13 protein-coding genes are annotated in these 19,641 nt (G+C 65.1%); 9 read left to right on the top strand and 4 right to left on the bottom strand.

What is annotated here, in order from left to right:
• Nucleotides 1-315: 315 nt before the first annotated feature.
• Together DL237_RS06550 and DL237_RS06545 are read right to left on the bottom strand one after the other, a co-directional pair.
• Entirely contained in the window at nucleotides 316-4,485 is a 4,170-nt protein-coding gene (locus tag DL237_RS06550; RefSeq protein ID WP_119398259.1) for a translocation/assembly module TamB domain-containing protein, read from the bottom strand.
• The gene (locus DL237_RS06545) at nucleotides 4,485-6,293 is read right to left on the bottom strand and encodes an autotransporter assembly complex protein TamA (RefSeq protein WP_119398258.1); all 1,809 of its coding nucleotides are present in this window, start codon (nucleotides 6,291-6,293) and stop codon (nucleotides 4,485-4,487) included. The genes DL237_RS06550 and DL237_RS06545 overlap by 1 nt, the downstream gene beginning before the upstream one ends.
• Before the next feature lie 789 nt (nucleotides 6,294-7,082).
• On the opposite strand from DL237_RS06545, the gene DL237_RS06540 reads away from it, so the two are divergent.
• The 9 genes from DL237_RS06540 (at nucleotide 7,083) to urtE (ending at nucleotide 18,018) form a co-directional block, all read left to right on the top strand.
• Nucleotides 7,083-8,510 carry a circularly permuted type 2 ATP-grasp protein gene (locus DL237_RS06540; RefSeq protein ID WP_119398257.1) on the top strand — a complete coding sequence of 476 codons (1,428 nt, stop codon included), beginning with the start codon at nucleotides 7,083-7,085 and terminating at the stop codon, nucleotides 8,508-8,510.
• Nucleotides 8,511-8,516: 6 nt separating this feature from the next.
• Complete coding sequence (locus tag DL237_RS06535) at nucleotides 8,517-9,464, top strand: alpha-E domain-containing protein (protein WP_119398256.1); 948 nt, start codon at nucleotides 8,517-8,519, stop codon at nucleotides 9,462-9,464.
• A gap of 6 nt (nucleotides 9,465-9,470) precedes the next feature.
• Nucleotides 9,471-10,274, top strand: a complete 804-nt coding sequence (locus DL237_RS06530; RefSeq protein ID WP_119398255.1) for a transglutaminase family protein — start codon at nucleotides 9,471-9,473, stop codon at nucleotides 10,272-10,274.
• 52 nt (nucleotides 10,275-10,326) lie between these two features.
• Nucleotides 10,327-11,088 carry a proteasome-type protease gene (locus DL237_RS06525; RefSeq protein WP_119398254.1) on the top strand — a complete coding sequence of 254 codons (762 nt, stop codon included), beginning with the start codon at nucleotides 10,327-10,329 and terminating at the stop codon, nucleotides 11,086-11,088.
• 474 nt (nucleotides 11,089-11,562) lie between these two features.
• A complete protein-coding gene (urtA, locus tag DL237_RS06520; RefSeq protein ID WP_119398253.1) occupies nucleotides 11,563-12,843 on the top strand; it encodes an urea ABC transporter substrate-binding protein in 1,281 nt (426 codons plus the stop codon).
• A gap of 200 nt (nucleotides 12,844-13,043) precedes the next feature.
• Nucleotides 13,044-15,074 (top strand): urea ABC transporter permease subunit UrtB, encoded by a 2,031-nt coding sequence (gene urtB / locus DL237_RS06515; RefSeq protein WP_119398252.1) that lies wholly within the window; start codon nucleotides 13,044-13,046, stop codon nucleotides 15,072-15,074.
• Between the two features lie 275 nt (nucleotides 15,075-15,349).
• On the top strand, nucleotides 15,350-16,579 hold the full coding sequence (urtC, locus tag DL237_RS06510) for an urea ABC transporter permease subunit UrtC (RefSeq protein ID WP_119398251.1): 1,230 nt from the start codon (nucleotides 15,350-15,352) through the stop codon (nucleotides 16,577-16,579).
• Complete coding sequence (urtD, locus tag DL237_RS06505) at nucleotides 16,579-17,319, top strand: urea ABC transporter ATP-binding protein UrtD (protein ID WP_119398250.1); 741 nt, start codon at nucleotides 16,579-16,581, stop codon at nucleotides 17,317-17,319. Before urtC ends, urtD begins: the two co-directional genes overlap by 1 nt.
• Before the next feature lie 3 nt (nucleotides 17,320-17,322).
• Nucleotides 17,323-18,018 carry an urea ABC transporter ATP-binding subunit UrtE gene (urtE, locus tag DL237_RS06500; RefSeq protein ID WP_119398249.1) on the top strand — a complete coding sequence of 232 codons (696 nt, stop codon included), beginning with the start codon at nucleotides 17,323-17,325 and terminating at the stop codon, nucleotides 18,016-18,018.
• A 150-nt stretch (nucleotides 18,019-18,168) separates the two neighbouring features.
• On the opposite strand, the gene dtd is transcribed toward urtE, so the two are convergent.
• Together dtd and DL237_RS06490 are read right to left on the bottom strand one after the other, a co-directional pair.
• A complete protein-coding gene (gene dtd, locus DL237_RS06495; RefSeq protein ID WP_119398248.1) occupies nucleotides 18,169-18,606 on the bottom strand; it encodes a D-aminoacyl-tRNA deacylase in 438 nt (145 codons plus the stop codon).
• Nucleotides 18,607-18,618: 12 nt separating this feature from the next.
• A complete protein-coding gene (locus tag DL237_RS06490; RefSeq protein ID WP_233544898.1) occupies nucleotides 18,619-19,632 on the bottom strand; it encodes a DUF2927 domain-containing protein in 1,014 nt (337 codons plus the stop codon).
• Nucleotides 19,633-19,641: the final 9 nt, after the last annotated feature.

The raw sequence follows: 19,641 nt of genomic DNA, 5'->3' as shown, positions 1-19,641 counted from the left end.
GTGCGGCGCGGGACACCGTGACACTGGCGAAGATGTGGCACTGGCAAAGATCTGAGACTGGCGAAGATAGAAAAGACCCGCGGGCGTGCTGAACAGCGGCCGCGGGTTTTTCGATGTCAGGGGGCATGTCGCGGGTCATGTCCGGGACCAGTCAGGGGGGCGCCTGTCGTGGGCGGGGAAGGGGGCGCTGCCCCCTCTTGCGGCAGGGCCGCAATTCACCCTTGGGGTATTTTCGGCCAGATGACAGGGGGCCCGGGGGAGAATGGGGCGCGCGGCGTGTCGGAACGGGACGCGGATGCCCGCGCCCCGGGATGATCAGTAGTCTTTTTCGAAGAAGATGCCGAGGCCGGTTTCGCCGTCGGTCTTGACCGAGCCCCTGGCCTTGACCGTGTCGGAGATGTCGAGGTTGATCGACAGGCTGGTTTCGCCGTCACCCGTCACTTCGGTTTCCGTATAGACGTTTTCGTTCAGGTACTTGCCGGCCTTGAGGCTGGTTTCGCCCTCTTGCGTGGTCGAGATGTCGAGATCGTCGAGGCCGGTGTTGGCGCGCAGCTTGTCGAGGACGCCGCCCTGGCCCGAGCCGGTGAGCGTGGCGACGGCGGCGGCCAGGCGCGCCGCCTGCAGGGCCGAGAGCGTGTCGATGCCGCGCCCGAAGAACAGCTGTGACAGGATTTCGTCCTCGGGGAGGCCGGGGTTGGAGGAAAAGCTGACCTCGGGGTCGGAGGCGGTGCCGTCGATGGCAATCGAGACCGCGTAGCTGCCGCTTTGCGAGGTGGCGACGAAGTGGATGATGGGTTCGAAGCCGCCCGCGAGGCGGACCGATCCGTCCGTCAGCTCAAGCCGCTTGGTAAGGATGTTGAGGCGGCCGCGCACCAGGTCGAATTCCCCGACCGGGATGACGTTGGAGGTGGTGCCGCGCAGGCGCAGATCGCCGCGCAGCTCTGCGTCGAGGCCGCGTCCGCGGATGAAGATCGAGGTGTCCGTGCCGACCGAGAGGTCGAGGTTGAGCCCCCCCGAGGCGGTCGCGCCCGCAGAGCTGTCGCTGCTGTCGTCGCCGGTGATGCCCGCGCGCTGGCGGGTCAGGCGGCTTGCCTGCGGTTCGTTGACGTGGCGGATGTCGGGGATCGTCTCCTGGCCGCCGAAGCCACCCGAGGAGAGGCGTACCTCGGTATCCGAGAGGCCGATGCGGCCCGACACTGTGCCGCCGCCGGTCAGCCCGCCGTTCACCGCGATCTGGCCGTTCAGCCGCGTGGTGGCCAGCCCGGCGCGCGTGGCGATGACGTTGTTCAGCGCGACGTTCAGCCCGGCGCGGTAGGGCGCGGCGAGGCCGATGGGGCCGGAGATGGTGATCTGGCCGCCCTCTGACGGGGTGGCGCGCATGTCGATGTTGGCCTGACCGCCAGAGAGGGCCATGCGGCCCGAGATCCCGTCGATCACCTGCCCGAGCGTCGGGGCGACGAGGCGGGCGTTGTCCACGCTGATCTGGCCGGAGAGCGCAGGCAGGCCCGGCTGGCCGGTCATCGACAGATCGAAGCTGGCGGGGCCTGCCACCGAACGCGGCGCGATGAAGCTGTTGGCCAGGGCCAGCGGTGCGGTGCCGCGGATGCTCAGGTCGACCGCGCCGTTCGGCATCAGCACATCGCCCGTGATCCGCGCATTGGCCCCGGCGGGGCCGTCGGCGGTGACGTTCAGGGTGCTGGCACCATTGGCGCCGGGTGCGACCGTGCCGTCGAGGGAGAGCGGGCCGTTCAGGCCGTCGACCAGGCGGGCGATATTGTCGAGCCGGGCGGTAAAGCGCAGGTCGGGGGCACCATTGGCAACGCTGCCGCTGGCCTGGGCGCTGAGGGCGGTGGAGGCAAAGCGGGCCTCGTCGATGGTAAGGGTGCCGTCCGCCGCCATCGCGACGCGCGCGACGAGGCTGCTGTCACCGCGAAACAGGGCGTCGATCTGGCTGTTGCCGATTCCGATGGATTGGCCGTTGCCATTTGCCGCGACCTGGTAGGTGCCATCGCGGCCGGTGATCTGTGCGGTCAGGCTGATCGGGCCGGCGTTTCCGCCGAGCGGGGCGGCCGAATTGGCCAGGCGGGCGTCGAGCGCAAGGTCGAGGGCATCGCCCTGCATGGTGCCGGTGGCCGTGGTGGTCAGGACGGGAGAGGTGACCTCGGCGCGGTTGAGGGTGATCAGATCGCCGTCGATCAGCACGTCGGCGTTGATGTCCGTGCGACCGTCGAGCAGGGCGTCGACGGGGGCGATACCGGTGCCAAGGGCGTCACCACCACCGGACAGGCGGGCGCGGATCGCGCCGGAATCCTCGGTACGGACCTGGCCGGCCAGGGTCAGGGGGCCGGCCTGACCGCCGGTGAAGACGGCAGAGTTTTCGAGCCGCGCCTGGAAATCCAGCGCCATGGCGGCGGGGTCGATCGGCCCGGAGGCGTCGAGCCGCAGCGCATCGCTGCGGATCAGGGCGCGTTCGAGTTGCATCGGCGCATCCTCGGCAGGCAGCAGCAGCGACAGATCGAGAGACAGTCCGCCTGTCAGCAGCTGATCGACGGGCGCAATGCCGAGCGCGAGGTCGGTGCCGCCGCCCTTGGCGGTCACGCGCAGCCCATCGGGCGCGCGCGCGATGGCGCCGCCCACATCGACAGGTCCGGCGGTGGTGCCGGTCAGCAGGCCGGCGTCGCTGAGGTGCAGGTCATAGGTGATCGCGCCGTCTTCGCTGCCGATGCGGCCCTGGCCGGTCAGGCGCAGGGCCTCGGTCCCGAGGTCGAGCTGGTTCACCACGATGCCCTGTGCGCCGCGTTCCACATCCAGCGCCAGTTGCAGCGGTGTCGCCAGCAGGGCGTCGGCCTGGTCGATGCCCGTGGCGATGTCGGTGCCGGTGCCGGTGGCGGTCAGTTTCGCCGTACCTGCGGGCAGTTGCACCTGGAGGTTCATGTCGAGATCGGCCTGACCGGCCAGCGACAGCCCGGAGAGCGAGGAGAAGGCCGCCAGATCCTTGACCCGGGCATTGGCAGCCAGGTCGAACTGGGCCTGATCCTCGTTCGGCGTGAAGTTCAGCGAGCCGGCGAGCGTCAGCGCCTTGCCGTCCAGCGTCAGATCCTCGACCCGCACGGGGCCGCTGCCAAAGACGACGGCGGCGCTGCCGCTGAGCTGGTCACCCAGGGCCTGCGCGACACCGGGATCGTCGGCGGACAGTCCTGTCGCGTCAAAGCCGATGATCGCGCGGCTGGTGCCGGTCTTGTTCAGCGGGCCGCTGAGGCTGAGTACGACCTTGTCGGCGGCAAAGCCGGAGGAGGTGGGAGAGAGGGCTTCGATCTGGCCGGACATGTCGTTGGAGCTGGCGTGATCATAGGTGAAATCCATCACCGCGGAGGCCAGCGAAACACCGGGCGCAAAGGGCAGGTCGACACGCTCTTTCCCGGCGGGAGAGGCGAGGGTGCCACGCAGGTCGAAACTGGAGGGTTTGGCGTTTTCATCCAGCGCCAGCTTGCCCTCGATGTTCAGCGCAGCCGAATTCAGCCGCAGCAGTTGCAGGTCGATGGCGCCATTGGCGGCGCGGGTTCCGGTCGCGACAAGGCCAATGTCGGTGCCGAGGAATTCGCGGTAATCCGGTGCGGCAAGCGCGGTCAGGTCGCCGCCGACCTGGAGCGCGAATTCGCGGCCACCGTCGTCGCGGCCGCTGAGGCTGACGGTGCCGGTCAGGCGCGGTTCGCCATCGGTCGCCAGCTGCATGTCGGCCTTGTACTGGTCCAGCGGGCCGGTGCCGGCGATGGTCATGTCGACCGAGGGCAGCCCGGGCAGGTTCATCAGGTTGGCAACGATGCCGTTTTCAGGTTCGTTCACGCCGATGTCGACCCCGAGGCGTTGGCTGTCGGGGTCGTAGTTCACGTTCAGCTTGACCTCGCCCTGCTGATCCTGGCGCAGGATGTCCAGCGCGGCATCCAGCCCGCCGTCGGCCAGCGCGGCGCGGCCTGTCAGGCTGATCACGGCGGCCTGGCCGATCACCGGCTCGCGCATGTCGAAGCGGTCGATCTTGATTTCGTCGATGTTCACGGCGACCGGCAGGTCGGGGATGGAGAACCCCGGGGCCTCGGCGGAGGGGGATTTCGGATCGGATTTCGGCAGCCGATAGAGCGTGATCGATTCCGCCGACAGCTTTTGCACCTGAAGGCGGCCCCGCAGCAGGGCGGTGCGGCTCCAGTCCAGTTCGGCATTGCTGAGTTCCAGCCAGACGCCTTCGTCATCGGCGATGCTGAGGCTTGCCATCCGCGCACTTGAGGACAGCGCGCCGGTAAAGCCCGAGATGCTGACCTGGCGGCCTGCGCCCGACAGCAGATCCTGGATCTTGCGGGTCAGAAAGCCCTGTCCGTCGTCGTCGGCGTCCTGCGCCAGCGCGGCGGGGCCGACCGACAGGCAGACCAGCGCCATGCAGGCAAGCAGGGCGGTGCGGAGCAGGGAAACGAGGCGTTGGCGGATATTGATCATCAGAAGGACTGCCCGATACCGACATAAACGGAAACTGAGTTGGCGTCGCCCGTGACCGGCACGGCAACATCCAGGCGCACGGGGCCGAGCGAGGTGAAGTAGCGCGCGCCGACGCCCGCGCCGCCCTGCCACTCTCCGCCCTCGAACGTCTCGCTGGCGGCGACATAGCCATAATCGACAAACGCCGCCGCACCCCAGTTGCCGACGACGCGGGCGCGCAATTCGGTGCTGATCGCGGCATAGCTGCGCCCGCCGGTGGTGTTGCCGTTGGTGGTCACGCCCAGCGACTGATAGGCCTGCCCACGCACCGATCCGCCGCCGCCGGAATAGAACAGCCAGTCAGATGGCGTTTCCTGGAGCGACGGCCCGACGACCGAGCCAAGCTGGACGCGCGCGGCCAGCACGAACTTGTCGCTGCCCAGCCGCTGATAGCCGCGGATGTCGGCCGTCGACATCACGCCCGAGGCCGATCCGCTGACCCCCAGAAACGGCATGATGCCGACCTCGGCATAGATGCCCTTGGTCGGGTCCGTCTTGTCGTCGCGGTTTTCCCAGGTCAGCCCGCTGTCGAGGGTCAGGTGATAGAAATCACGTTCGCCCAGGTCATCGTCGGTACGTGACACCCGCGCCCCGATCCCCAGGTTGGCCGTCAGTTTTTCGTTGATATAACGATCGACCCCGACGTTGGCAGTGGCCGACGACGAGGTATAGCTGGGTTCATCGACGCGCGAGATATTCGCGCTGTAGGTCAGGTCCATGTCGGGGTGACGGAAGGCCGGGCGGGTCAGCGACACCCCCAGCGAATAGTCGATCCCGCCGGTGCCGCCGCCGATCCCCGCAACCTCGCCATCGACGCGGAACCTTTCGGCGCCGCCCAGCAGGTTGCGGTGCATCCAGTAGGAACTGAGGGTCAGCCCGTCGGTATTCGAAATCTCGGCGCCAAAGCCGAGGCGGCGCGGCTTGGCATCGGTCACGTCGACACTGGTGCCCAGTTGATTGACCGGCGTGATGGCGTCATCCTCGGTCACCACCGCTGCGGAAAAGGCCCCGGCGCGGCGCAGGCGGGTTTCGGCGCGGGCCACTTCGTCGGGGTCATAGACCTCGCCCTCGGGCAGGCCGGCGATGGCCAGGATGCGTTCCGGGCGCACGGTACTGTCGTAACTGCGGGTGCTGAGGCGCACCTTGCCAAAAGTCAGGCGCGGCCCGGGTGTCAGGCCAAAACGGGCCGCGACGGTATCGGTCCGGTGATCCGCGGTGATCTGCTGGCTGTCGACGCGGGCCTTGGCGTGGCCTTCGTCGCGCCAGGCGTCGACGCCGTTCTTGGCGGCGCGGCGCATCAGGCCGGTGCCGGCGGTTTCGCCCACGGCAAAGCCTTCGGTCGGTTCCGCATTGGGCGGCAGAGGGGCGACGGTCGCCTCGGAAAAGGTGAACTTTTCGCCCGGCACAACATCGATGACGATCTGGTTCACGGCGGTCCTGGGGTTCAGGATCGACACGCTGCTGGCCTCGCGTCCGTCCACCTTGATCGACACGGTGCCGCCGAAATACCCCTTGTCGTACAGGGCCGCGACCAGGCGTCTGTAGTCGGCCTGGGCCGCGGCGATCAGTTCCTGCGGGTCGGTCACGTCGTCGGTGTCGATTGCCGTAACGGACAGGGAGGCCCCGCGCAGCGATGACGTCAGATCCTTGTCCTGTCCCGCGTTCAGCACCACGTCGGCCGCACCGACCGGCGTGACGGAGGACATGGCAAGGGCAAGCGCGGCTGCGGTTGTCGTGGCGGTTCTGGCGGCGGAAGAACGCGTCGTCATTTAAGCGCGAAACCTCTGGGGTCTGGGGTCGACCACCGGCGTCGTCGGCATGCGGGCCGGGTTGCGCGCGTGCCTGCCGGGGCGGGAAAGGGCTCAGGAGGGCAACGTAGAGCGCGGCCACCGTGTTGACCAGCGTTTCGGCCCGCGTTTTTCGTTTCGGCGGCAAAGCGCACCCACAGGTATGCTGGCAGGCGTGCTGACCGGCCTGATCGCGTGCCTGAACCGCGTATCCGGGTCACCCCGGGGGATCCAGCCCCCCCTTGCATCTGCCGCCGGCGGCTGTGCGCCCTGTACGCCCTGTGCGCCGCACGACTGCCGGTCCTGTCCCCAAGCAGCGTCGGTGTTGCGGGGCGGCTGACGATCCTTGCCGGACCATTCGCAGCCGGATGCTATCGCCCGGCGAAAAAAGATGCTTTTGCACCTGCTCGCGGCTAGACTGGGCTAACCCCTTGACGGTTTGTCGCAAAAACCGCCAAATCGACTTGGGCGTTCAGGTCGGCCGGGATACCGCAGAGGTTGCGACCCACTTGCCGAAGACAACGGGGGCAATAGATCCATGACCAACCACGACACGGGACCGGAACGGGGAAGGGCACAGTCAAAGCGATAAATTTGTGCAGATGATCGCCATTCGCGCTGCGAAGCGTCCGATCTCCGGGTGGTGCACTCGCATCCCGGTGCGGCCTCTGTAACCATCTGGGTCTCTGCAACGATCAGAGCCTCTGCAACGAACCAAGTCCGGGCGCAGATCCGGGGTGCCGAAGGTAAGATAAAAGGTCCGGGGGTAGCATGACCGAAAGACGATTTTTTGACGAAATGGCATTGCAGGGCGGCGATCCGCGCGTGCCCTATGCAGATTACGCACGATGGTTTTCCAACGAAGACCCCAAGTCCCTGCTTAAGAAATCCGCCGAAGCCGAGACATTCTTTCGCCGGATCGGGATCACCTTCAACGTTTACGGACAAAAGGATGCCGACGAACGGCTGATCCCGTTCGACATCGTGCCGCGCATCATTTCGGCCAGTGAATGGCGGGTGCTGGAAAAGGGCATCGATCAGAGGGTGCGGGCGCTGAACGCGTTCCTGGCCGATATCTACAATAAGCAGGAGATCCTGAAAGCGGGCCGCCTGCCCGAGCATATCATCAGCCGCAACGCCGCCTTTCTGCCGCAGATGATCGGGATGACGCCACCGGGTGGCGTCTATACCCATATCGTCGGCACCGATCTGGTGCGCACGGGCGAAAACGAATTCTACGTGCTGGAAGACAACGCGCGCACGCCCTCCGGCGTCTCCTACATGCTGGAGAACCGCGAGACGATGTTGCAGATGTTCCCCGAGCTGTTCACCAAGATGAAGGTGCGCCCGGTGTCATCCTATCCGGCCGAACTGCGCCGGTCGCTGGGCGAATGCGCACCCCCGAACTTCGATGGCACCAAGCCCGCGGTGGCGGTGCTGACGCCGGGTATCCACAATTCGGCCTATTTCGAACACAGCTTCCTGGCCGATCACATGGGGGCCGAACTGGTCGAGGCCAGCGATCTGCGCGTGGTCGATGGTCGTGTGCAGATGCGCACGACACGCGGCTACAAGGCGCTGGACGTGATCTATCGCAGGGTCGACGACGAATACCTCGATCCGCTGACGTTCAATCCCGACAGTCTGCTGGGCGTGCCGGGGATCATGGATGCCTACCGCGCCGGCAATATCACCATTGCCAACGCGCCGGGCACCGGCATTGCCGACGACAAGGCGCTGTATTCCTACATGCCCGATATCGTCGAATTCTATACCGGCGAAAAGGCGATCCTGCAGAACGTGCCGACGTGGCGCTGTTCTGAGGAGGAAAGCCTGAAGTACGTGCTCGACAACCTGGCCGACCTTGTCGTCAAGGAAGTGCACGGCTCGGGCGGCTACGGGATGCTGGTCGGTCCGGCCGCATCCAAGAAGGAGCTGAAGGCGTTCGAGGCCAAGCTGCGGGCGCGCCCCGACAATTACGTCGCACAACCGACACTCGCCCTGTCGACCGTGCCGATCATGACAAAGGCAGGACTCGCGCCGCGGCACGTGGACCTGCGCCCCTTTGTTCTGGTATCCCCGAAGCGTGTGCATATCACCGCCGGCGGCCTGACGCGCGTTGCGCTGAAAGAAGGCTCTCTGGTCGTGAATTCCTCGCAAGGGGGCGGAACCAAGGACACATGGGTGCTGGGGGACTAAGTGAATATGCTAGGACGGACAGCCGGTGGGCTTTTCTGGATGTTCCGCTATCTTGAGCGGAGCGAAAACACGGCGCGACTGTTGGAAACCGGGTTCAGGATTGCCCTGACCGGGGCGCAGGATTCGGATGACAGCGAATGGGAATCCATCGTGTCGACGGCGGGTGTGCGCCCGGCGTACGTGGCCAAGTTCGATGACGATTTCGACCAGGCCACAGTGATCAACTACCTGCTGCGCGACCGCGACAACCCGTCGTCGGTGATGTCGTGCATCGAGGCCGCGCGCTCCAACGCCCGCATGGTGCGCACGGCGTTGTCCTCCGAAGTCTGGGAGGCCGTGAACGAGGCCTGGATGACCCTGAAGGACCAGATGAAACGCCCGGTCTCGATGAAGAACCTGGCCGAGGTGCTGACCTCGATCCGCCAGCATTCCAGCCTGGTGCGCGGTGCATTGCACGGTACGATGCTGCGCAACGACATCTTCGATTTCGCGCGGCTGGGCACCTATATCGAACGGGCCGACAACACGTCGCGCATTCTGGACATCAAGTATTACGTCCTCTTGCCCTCGGCCGCCTATGTCGGATCGTCCATGGACAACGCCCAGTGGGAAACCATCCTGCGGTCGGTTTCCGCGTTCCGCAGCTTTCGCTGGTTGAACGAAGGCGAGGTGACGCCGATGGCCATTGCCGATTTCATGATCCTGGACAAGCGGATGCCGCGGTCGCTGGCGTTCTGTCACTCCAAGATCGTCGGCAACCTCAGCTATCTGAACCACGATGCGGACCCGGAACTGCCCTGCCTGACGCAGGCCAGCCAGATCCACGCCCGGCTGTCCGGGCGCGACATCGACTCGGTCTTCGACGAGGGCCTGCATGAATTCCTGAAATCCGCGATCGCGGATACGGGCCGTCTCGCGGCCCAGATCCAGGAAGATTTTCGTTTTTACGGGTAGGAACCTATGCGGCTCAACATCACCCACAAAACCACCTACAGCTATGACCGGCCCGTGCATTACGCGCTGTTGCAACTGCGCATGACCCCCCGCAGCGCTGCGGGTCAGAAGGTTCTGAACTGGTCGACGACACTGGAAGGCGCGACCAGCCAGGTCACCTACGACGACCATTTCCGCAATGTCACCGAACTGATCGAGATGGACGCGGGGTCCAGCGCGGTCAGCATCACCTGTCAGGGTGAGGTCGAGGTCGAAAACCTCAACGGCGTCATCGGGATGGGCACCGGTCTGGCGCCGCTGTGGCTGTTCCTGCAGCAAACCCCGGCCACCGTGCCCGGCCCGACCATCCGCAAGATCGCGCAGCAGGTGAAAAAGGCGACCGAGGCCAGCCAGCTTGACGGGATGCACCAGCTGTCGGGCGCGATTGCCGATGCCGTGACCTATCGCACCGGCATGACCCTGTCGACAACGCCGGCCGAAGACGCGGCCAGCGAAGGGCAGGGCGTCTGCCAGGACCACGCCCAGATCATGATCGCCGCCGCGCGCCACCTTGGCCTGCCGGCGCGCTATGTCTCTGGGTATCTGCTGATGGACGAAGTCGTCGACCAGGAGGCCAGCCATGCCTGGGCAGAGGTCTGGATCGAGGGCCTGGGATGGGTCGGTTTCGACGTCTCCAACGCCGTCTGCCCCGATGATCGGTATGTCCGCGTGGCCCTCGGGCGCGACTATGGCGAGGCCGCTCCGGTGCATGGGCTGCGTCAGGGCAACGCGACAGAAGAGCTTTGCGTTTCCCTGCAAGTTCAGCAATAGAGTTCCCCGGCTCGGGCGCCTGGCCCCGAGTCGGAAACGGAGCGCCTGACTGATGACATATTGCGTAGGGATGATGCTGAACCGCGGCATCCTTTTCATGTCCGATACCCGCACCAATTCCGGCGTCGACAATATCTCGATCTTTCGCAAGATGTTCCATTTCGACGTGGAGGGCGACCGCTCCATCACCTTGATGACCGCGGGCAACCTTGCCACCACGCAGGCCGTGATCTCGATCCTTCAGGAACGCGGCAAGAGCCCGGAAGAGCGCGCGCCCGATATCGAACGCCTGACCTCCATGTTCCAGGTCGCGCAGCTGGTCGGCCAGACCCTGCGCGAAGTGATCTCGACCCACGATGACAATGGCCAGAAGGCCAGCGCCGCCTTTGGGGCCACCATCCTGCTGGGCGGCCAGATCAAGGACGGTGAACCGCGCCTGTTCCTGATCTATCCCGAGGGCAATTTCATCGAGGCCAGCACCGATACGCCTTTCTTTCAGATCGGTGAAACCAAGTACGGCCGCCCGATCCTGATCCGCGCCTACGATCCCGACATGTCGTTCGAAGAGGCGATGAAATTGCTGCTCGTGTCCTTCGACAGCACCATCAAGGCCAACCTGTCGGTCGCGCTGCCGCTGGATTACCATATCTATCGCAGCGATACGCTGAGCCGTGGCCTGATCGGGCGGGTCGAGGCAGATGACCCCTATTTCCAGGAAATATCCTCGGGGTGGGGGGTGGCCCTGCGTGACGCGTTTTCAGCCCTGCCTGCCTTCACTTTCAGCACTGACCCCGATCCCGAGCCGACCGCCTGACACCCGGCTGTCACCTCGGGCCATCGAGATCTGAGCGGTATTTGGCCGCTCATCCCGGAAATCATGTCGTTTTCGGCTGCGTCCCGCCGATTTCGGGCGCTGTCGCCTGCCGCGTCGGCGGAATGTCGCAGGGCGCTGCTGTCATGGCGCTGTCATGGCCGCGATTTCGGATCGCCCATTTTATAGGCGAATGCCCAAAGCTGTGCCTTGTATACAGGCGCACGCTTCGTTTCCCCGGCCTGTTGCGCGCCGCGTCGTAGGATTCGTCCGCGCGTCCGGCATTGATTGGATTGCACCCGGGACGGGCGCACCAAGGGACGTGCGGTGGCATCCAATCTGGCGGTTCGGTCACCACCGCACGAACGCAACTGCAAAGCTGCTTGGGGACATTAGGGGGGAGCGAATGATTTTTCAAATGACATGTCGATTACGTCCCGTTCTCAACGCGGCATCAACGAGGGGATAAATCATCCTATGTCGCACTTTCTGAAAACGATGCTGGGCGCTGCCGCCGGCTCGATCATGCTGGCAGGCTCGGCGTTTGCACAGGATACGATCAAGGTCGGTGTCCTGCACTCGCTCTCCGGCTCCATGGCGATCTCCGAGACAACGCTGAAAGACGCCGTGCTGATGATGATCGACGAACAGAACGCCAAGGGCGGCGTGCTGGGCAAGCAACTGGAAGCGGTTGTCGTCGACCCGGCCTCCGACTGGCCGCTGTTCGCCGAAAAGGCCCGCGAACTGCTGACCGTGTCCGACGTCGCCGTGATGTTCGGCTGCTGGACCTCCGTGTCGCGCAAATCCGTGCTGCCGGTGATCGAAGAACTCGACGGCCTGCTGTTCTACCCGGTGCAGTACGAGGGCGAAGAATCCTCGCGCAACGTGTTCTACACCGGCGCCGCGCCGAACCAGCAGGCGATCCCGGCCACCGATTACTTTCTCGACGAACTCGGCGTTGAAAAGTTCGCGCTGCTCGGCACCGACTACGTCTATCCGCGCACCACGAACAACATCCTCGAAGCCTACCTGAAGGACAAGGGCATCGCGGAAGAGGACATCTTCGTCAACTACACGCCCTTCGGTCAGTCCGACTGGTCCAAGATCGTGTCTGACGTCGTCGCACTGGGCGCCGACGGCAAGAAGGTCGGCGTGATCTCGACCATCAACGGCGACGCCAACATCGGTTTCTACAAGGAACTGGCGGCACAGGGCGTTTCGGCAGATGACATCCCCGTCGTCGCCTTCTCGGTCGGCGAAGAAGAACTCTCCGGTCTGGATACCTCGAACCTGGTCGGCCACCTGGCCGCGTGGAACTACTTCCAATCCGCCGAATCCGACGCCAACGATGAATTCATCGCGGCCTGGAAAGAGCGTATGGGCGATGATCGCGTGACCAACGACCCGATGGAAGCCACCTACATCGGCTTCAACATGTGGGTTCAGGCGGTCGAAGAGGCCGGCACCACCGACGTTGACGCCGTCATCGACGCAATGCCCGGCCAGACCTTTCCGAACCTGACCGGCGGGACGGCTGAAATGCTGCCCAACCACCACCTGACCAAGCCGGTTCTGATCGGTGAAATCCAGGCCGATGGCCAGTTCGACATCATCTCGGAAACCGATCCGGTGCCCGGCGATGCCTGGACAGACTACCTGCCCGAATCCGCAGTGCTTGAATCGGATTGGGTGACGCTGGACTGCGGCATGTACAACACCGAGACCAAGACCTGCGTGCAGATGAAGTCCAACTACTGACACGGCACCGGGGCCCGGAGGACCGGGCCCCGATCGCCTTGCACGTATCGTCAGCCGCCCTGGCGCGCTGACACGGCCCGGGTGGGGCAGGGGGCCTCCTCCTCCCCCCACTGCCCCACCCGGACCCACGTGCACGTGTGCCGCCGACCCCCGTTGCGCATTTCGGGCGCATTTCTCCTCCTACCGGCCCGCAGGACATCATGATCAAACGCATTCTTCCGGCTCTTGCGCTGGTACTCGGCCTTGTCATCGCCCCGATCCTCCCGACGCATGTGGCCCAGGCACAGGAACAGGCACAGGAACAGGCCCAAGAACAAGCACAGGAACAGGATCAGGCCGCACCCGCCGACAGCATCCGGCCGATCCTGTCGGAAAACGCCGCGCTGATCATCGAGAGTTCGCGCCGCACAATCCAGCCCGCGATCGATGCCATTGCCGCCTCGGGCCTTCCGCAGGCCCCCTTCGTCCTGGTGACATGGGCCGACCGCGACATGTGGCAGCGCAAATCGGACGGGCTGTTCTTCAAGGCGGTGAAGAATGCAAAGCAATACGACCTGATCGATTTCGACACCGGCGAAATCGTCGCTACCGTCGACAAGGACGCCATCGACCAGCTGAAACCGAATTCGGGCATCCGGGCTGAAATTGCCGTCGCCCTGGTGAAATTCCAGCTCTCCGATCCCGATCCGGCGAAACGAGCCGAGGCGCTGGATGCCATCGAACGGAACGGAGAGAAAAGCCACCTCGCCCCCCTGCGCGCCTCGATCGAGACAGAGCAGGACGCGGCACTGAAGGCGCGCAAGCAACACCTCGAGACCCTGCTGACCATCCGCTTCGATGCCGACACGGACACCCGCATCGCCGCCATCGAAAAGGTCGCCGGCGACACCGGGGTCGATGTCCGTGCCACGCTGAACCCGCTGGTCGCCACCACGCTCAAGGCCGCCAGAACCCTGCCCGACGCGCCCAATGTCGCGCGCGAGATCAAGCCCGGCTTCGATCTCCTCTCCCGCGAAGACGCCTATCAACTGCTGGTGAACGAAGGCCTCGCGCCGCGCCTGCTGAATGACCGCGACCTGCGCGACACCCTGACGGCCAATATCACCGACGGTGCCGTCGGCGGCGTGCCCGTGGCCGACCTCGGCACCAATGCCGCGCGCAACCGTGCCTATGATGCGCTGGTGGCCGCCGGTCAGGCCGACGCCGCCGCCACCACGGACGAGATAGACGAGATCATCGACGATTTCACCTTTTACGAGACCTACTCCGAACCCAATTCCGAGGTGACGCAGGCCGCCAATGCCGCGCTGCACAAATCCGCGCTCAAGGTCGGCCTGATGCAGTTCCTCGACCTGTCGCTCGACGCGCTTTCGCTCGGCTCGATCTACTTTCTTGCCGCCATCGGCCTCGCCATCACCTTCGGGGTGATGGGGGTGATCAACATGGCACATGGCGAATTCATCATGATGGGCGCCTATACCGGCTACGTGGTCCAGCTCTTCATCCCGAACTACACGGTCTCGATCCTGGTCGCGATCCCGCTGGCCTTCGCCGTCACCTTCGCCGCCGGGGTCGCGATGGAACGGCTGGTGATCCGCTGGCTTTATTCCCGCCCCCTCGAAACGCTGCTGGCCACCTTCGGCATCTCCATCGCGCTGCAACAGCTGGCCAAGAACATCTTCGGCACCCAGGCCCGCCCGCTGACCTCGCCCGCATGGCTCGACGGTGGCCTGGTGATCAACGATGTCGTCGGCATCTCCTACATCCGCATCGCGATCTTCGTGCTGGCGCTGATCTTCCTCTGCCTGTTCCTCTTCATCATGAAAAAGACCCGCCTCGGCCTGGAAACCCGCGCCGTGACGCAGAACCCGAAAATGGCCGCCTCGATGGGCATCAACCCCGAATACGTCAACATGCTGACCTTCGGCCTCGGCTCCGGCATCGCCGGCATCGCCGGTGTCGCCATCGGCCTCTACGCCAAGGTCACCTCGGAACTGGGGCAGGATTACATCGTCCAGTCCTTCATGACGGTGGTTGTGGGCGGCGTCGGCAATATCTGGGGCACGCTGTTCGGCGCCCTGATGATCGGCTCGCTGCAAAAGGGGATCGAGTGGTTCAACCCCTCCAACACCCTCGCCGCACAAACCTACATGATCATCTTCATCATCATTTTCATCCAGTTCCGCCCAAGGGGCATCATCGCCCTCAAGGGCCGCGCCGCGGGAGATTGACACCATGTTCCCCTACCAACGCCCCGCCAACCTCGACCGCCCGCCGCTCGCCGTCATCGACGGTGGCCGCGACCACCACCCGAAGGGCGGCCGCACATGATGGTCTTCCCCGCCGCCTTTTCACTTACCCTGCTGCCCCCCACCTGCCTGCGCACAGCCTCCACATGTTTCCCTGTTGAAAATATCCCGGGGGGAGTCAGCGCAGCTGACGGGGGGCAGCGCCCCCTCGCCCTCGCCCTTGCCCTCGCCCCCCAACCCCCCGAAGGCCCGAGCACATGAGACGCAGCTTCATCGCCCGCAACCCCTCGATCCTGGTGTTCCTCGCCTGTCTCGCGCTCTTCACCCTCGCCATCACCCTGATGAGCGAGGCGACGGGCGCAGGGCTGATTTCCACCTCCTTCGTCAAGACGCTGGGCAAGACGCTCTGCCTCTGCCTCGTCGCGGTGGCGATGGACCTCGTCTGGGGCTATTGCGGCATCCTCTCTCTCGGCCATTTCGCCTTTTTCGGCCTCGGCGGCTACATGGTCGGCATGTGGCTGATGTATGCGCGCACCGAAATCATCGTCGCGGGCTCCCTCGCCAACGCGCCGCTGCCCCCGACACCGGCCGAAATCTCCGATGCCATCGGCTCCCAGATCTTCGGCGTCGTCGGCTCCTCCGACTTTCCGCTGATCTGGTCTTTCGCCCACAGCTTCTGGGCGCAGATGGCGCTGGTGGTGATCGTACCCGGCCTCCTTGCACTGGTCTTCGGCTGGCTGGCCTTCCGCAGCCGCGTCACCGGTGTCTACCTTTCGATCCTCACGCAGGCGATGACGCTGGCGCTCTCGCTCTACCTGTTCCAGAACGAAAGCGGCCTGCGCGGCAACAACGGCCTCTCGGGTCTGCAAAACCTGCCCGGCGTCGGCGCCGGCCAGGACGCGGTCTCGATGTGGTTCTTCTGGGGCTCGGCCCTTGCCCTGGCGCTCGGCTACGTCATCTGCGCCTGGGTCGTCTCGGGCAAGTTCGGCTCGGTCGTGCGCGGCATCCGCGATGACGAGGCGCGGGTGCGCTTCCTCGGCTACTCGGTCGAGGGGTACAAGCTGTTCATCTTCACCTTCACGGCCGTGATCGCCGCCATCGCCGGGGCGCTCTACTATCCACAGGCGGGCATCATCAACCCGGGCGAGGTCGCGCCGATCGCCTCGATCTACCTCGCGGTCTGGGTCGCCATCGGTGGGCGCGGGCGGCTCTACGGCGCGGTCATCGGCGCGGCGCTGGTCAGCCTCGTGTCGACGTGGTTCACCGGTGGCCTGGTGCCGTCGATCCGCTTGGGTTTCTATACCGTCGACTGGGTCGACTGGTGGCTGGTGCTGCTGGGCCTGTCCTTCGTGCTGGTCACACTGTTCGCCCCCAAGGGCATCGGCGGACTGGTCGACCTGATCACCGACCGCATCGCCCCCAACCGTCACGGCGCGGACTACGGCCCCGACAAGGGCGCCCTGCGCGAAGGGGAGGGCCGCAAGTAATGGCAACACTTCTCGAAGTCTCCGGCGTCTCCGTCACCTTCGATGGCTACAAGGCGATCCGCAACCTCTCCTTCTCGATAGGCGAGGCCGAGATGCGCGCCATCATCGGGCCCAACGGGGCAGGCAAGACCACCTTCATGGATATCGTCACCGGCAAGACCAGCCCGGACGAGGGCCGCGTCATCTGGGGCGAAAAGTCCGTCAACCTGCTCAAGATGAACGAGGCACGGATCGCCCAGGCCGGCATCGGACGCAAGTTCCAGCGCCCCACCGTGTTCGAGGATCAGACGGTGCATGCCAACCTGCTGATGGCGCTGAAGAACCCGCGCCCGTCCTTCGCCTGCCTGTTCTACAGGCCGAGCACCCGCGATCTCGACCGTGTCGCCCAGCTAGCAGACGAGGTCGGCCTGTCGGACGCGCTGATGCGCATGTCGGGCGAGCTGAGCCACGGCCAGAAGCAATGGCTGGAAATCGGCATGCTGCTGGCTCAGGAACCGCGGCTCCTGCTGGTGGATGAGCCCGCCGCCGGCATGACGCTGGCCGAACGCGAACATACCACCGACCTGCTGAAAGAGGCGGCGAAAACCCGCGCCGTCGTCGTGGTCGAACACGACATGGAGTTTGTCCGGCGGCTGGAGTGCAAGGTGACGGTGCTGCACGAAGGTTCGGTCCTGGCCGAAGGCTCGCTCGATCACGTGACCGCCAATCCCAAAGTCATCGAAGTTTATCTGGGGCGCTGAGAAATGCTGAATGTCCAAGGCCTGACCCTGCACTATGGCCAAAGCCAGATCCTCAACGGGATCGACCTGCGGGCCGAAACCGGCCAGGTCACCTGCATCATGGGCACCAACGGCGTCGGCAAGACGTCTCTGCTCAAGGCGATCTCGGGCACCCACCCCCGCTCCGGCGGCACCATGAGCCTCGACGGCGAAGACCTCGGCAAACTCCCCGCCCATGTCCTCGCCCACAAGGGCATCGGCTACGTACCCCAGGGCCGGATGATCTTTCCGCTGCTGACGGTCGAGGAAAACATGCAGACCGCCTATGCCTGCCTGCCACGCTCGGAACACGTCATCCCGGATGAAATCTACGACCTCTTCCCGATCCTCAAGGAATTCCTGCACCGCCGTGGCGGGGACCTCTCCGGCGGACAACAGCAGCAACTTGCCTTTGCCCGCGCCATCATGACCAAGCCCAAGTTGCTGTTGCTGGATGAACCGACCGAAGGCATCCAGCCCAATATCATCCAGCAGATCGGCCGCGTCATCGAATACCTGCGCGACAAGGGAGACATGGCAATCGTCCTGGTCGAGCAATACTTCGAATTCGCCTACAATCTTGCTGACCGGTTCTACGTCCTGCGACGCGGATCGGTCACGGCATCGGGTACCAAGAACGACATCACGAAACAGGCCCTGATGGCCGAGGTCTCGGTCTGAAGCAGGCCAGGGGGCGCTGCCCCCTCTGGGGCCTGCGGCCCCATTCACCCCCGGGATAGTTCCAACAGGGAAACAATGCCGGGGTCCGGCTGTTTCCCTGTTTCAAATATCCCCGCCGGAGGCTCGCCTCGCAGAGGCGATGAGGTCGTATCAGAGGTCCATCGGGATGGTGATCGGGCCGTCGTTGATCAGCGACACCTTCATGTCGGCACCGAACTCTCCGGTTTCAACTGCGATGCCCTGGGCGGCCAGGGCCTGTGCGAAGTGATCATAGAGGAGCCGACCTTCCTGCGGCGCGGCAGCACCGGAAAATCCCGGGCGGTTGCCACGGCTCGTATCGGCGGCCAGCGTGAACTGGCTGATGACGAGGGCGCTGCCGCCGATGTCGAGGACCGATCGGTTCATCTTGCCCGTCTCGTCGCCAAAGATCCGCAGCCTGGCAATCTTGGCGGCGAGTTTTTCCGCCGTCGCGGTGGTGTCGCCCTGCATGGCGCAGACCAGGACCATCACGCCCGCCCCGCATTCGCCGATGAGCGTGCCCTCGACATGCACCTGCGCCTCGCTTACCCGTTGCACCACTGCCCGCATCCCGGCCTCCTGTCAGATGTCGCCTGTCAATTCGCGCGCCAGAGCCTGGACGGTCGGGCGTGCTTCGTCTGCCGTCATGCCGGGTTTCAGGCGCGGATCATAGAGCATTTTCAACATCATCTCGTCCTGGGTGGTGAGCAGCGCGAATTCCGAGTCGTCATTGAAAATCGAAGGACGGGCCTTGTCGTAGTCATTGCGCAGCCCGAGGCCCTGGGCGATTTCTTCATGTAGGCAGGCGCGTCGGGTCAGATCGGGATGTTCCGCACGGATCAGCGCGATGGCCGACCGATAGACAGGTCCATCGCCAAGGGTGGGGTCGCCAATCGCGGGATTGCCATCTGCAGTGGCGGCGCGATCCGTTTCAGGCGCTCCGAACCCCAGCACCAGGCAATGCACATCGCGGGGCAGGCGGCCCAGTACCGCCATCGTGTCATAGCTTATGGCAGGCACCAGCGCGCGGATCTGCGCCAGCGCCTGGGCTCGATCATCCTCGCCCATCACCAGAACGTGGAAATTCGCACCCTGGCTGACGTGGCTGATCGGATGCCCGGTCACACGGGCCAGCCGCGCGGCATAGCGGCCCAGGTCCGTGCGATCCTGCCGGCGTACGGCCTCGTCCACGCTGTCGCCGAAGATCAGCCCCAGCCGCACCGGCCCCTGCCAGCGGCGCAGCACGTCGGGGTGGTCGCCGCCGCTGCTCAGCGCCGCGCCGCGCGGGTACTCTCCGAAAAAGGCGATGCGTTCGAAATTGCGCGCAAGGTCCGTGGCGTCAAAGGGGGTGTCCGGGCCGCCGCCATCCTTGCGCAACAGCCCGTGCGCCAGGTCGTCGGCCTGAAGCCGGCGATAGTAGGCCGCCAGGCGCAGGCTTCGCTCGGACGGGGCGGGGCGCGCGCGGGGCGCGGCGGGGGCGACCGGGCGCAGGCTCGTCTGCGGATCAGGTGCCGAAGGGCCGAGCTGCGCACAACCCGCCAGCGCCAGCAACGCGGTCAGCCGCAGCGCCGCGCGCAGCTCCAGCACCCTGCGCACCCTGGCCCA

The sequence above is a fragment of the Pseudooceanicola sediminis genome (assembly GCF_003575965.1).
GTDB classification, from domain to species: domain Bacteria; phylum Pseudomonadota; class Alphaproteobacteria; order Rhodobacterales; family Rhodobacteraceae; genus Pseudooceanicola; species Pseudooceanicola sediminis.
This window is presented reverse-complemented; position numbering and strand designations above follow the sequence as displayed.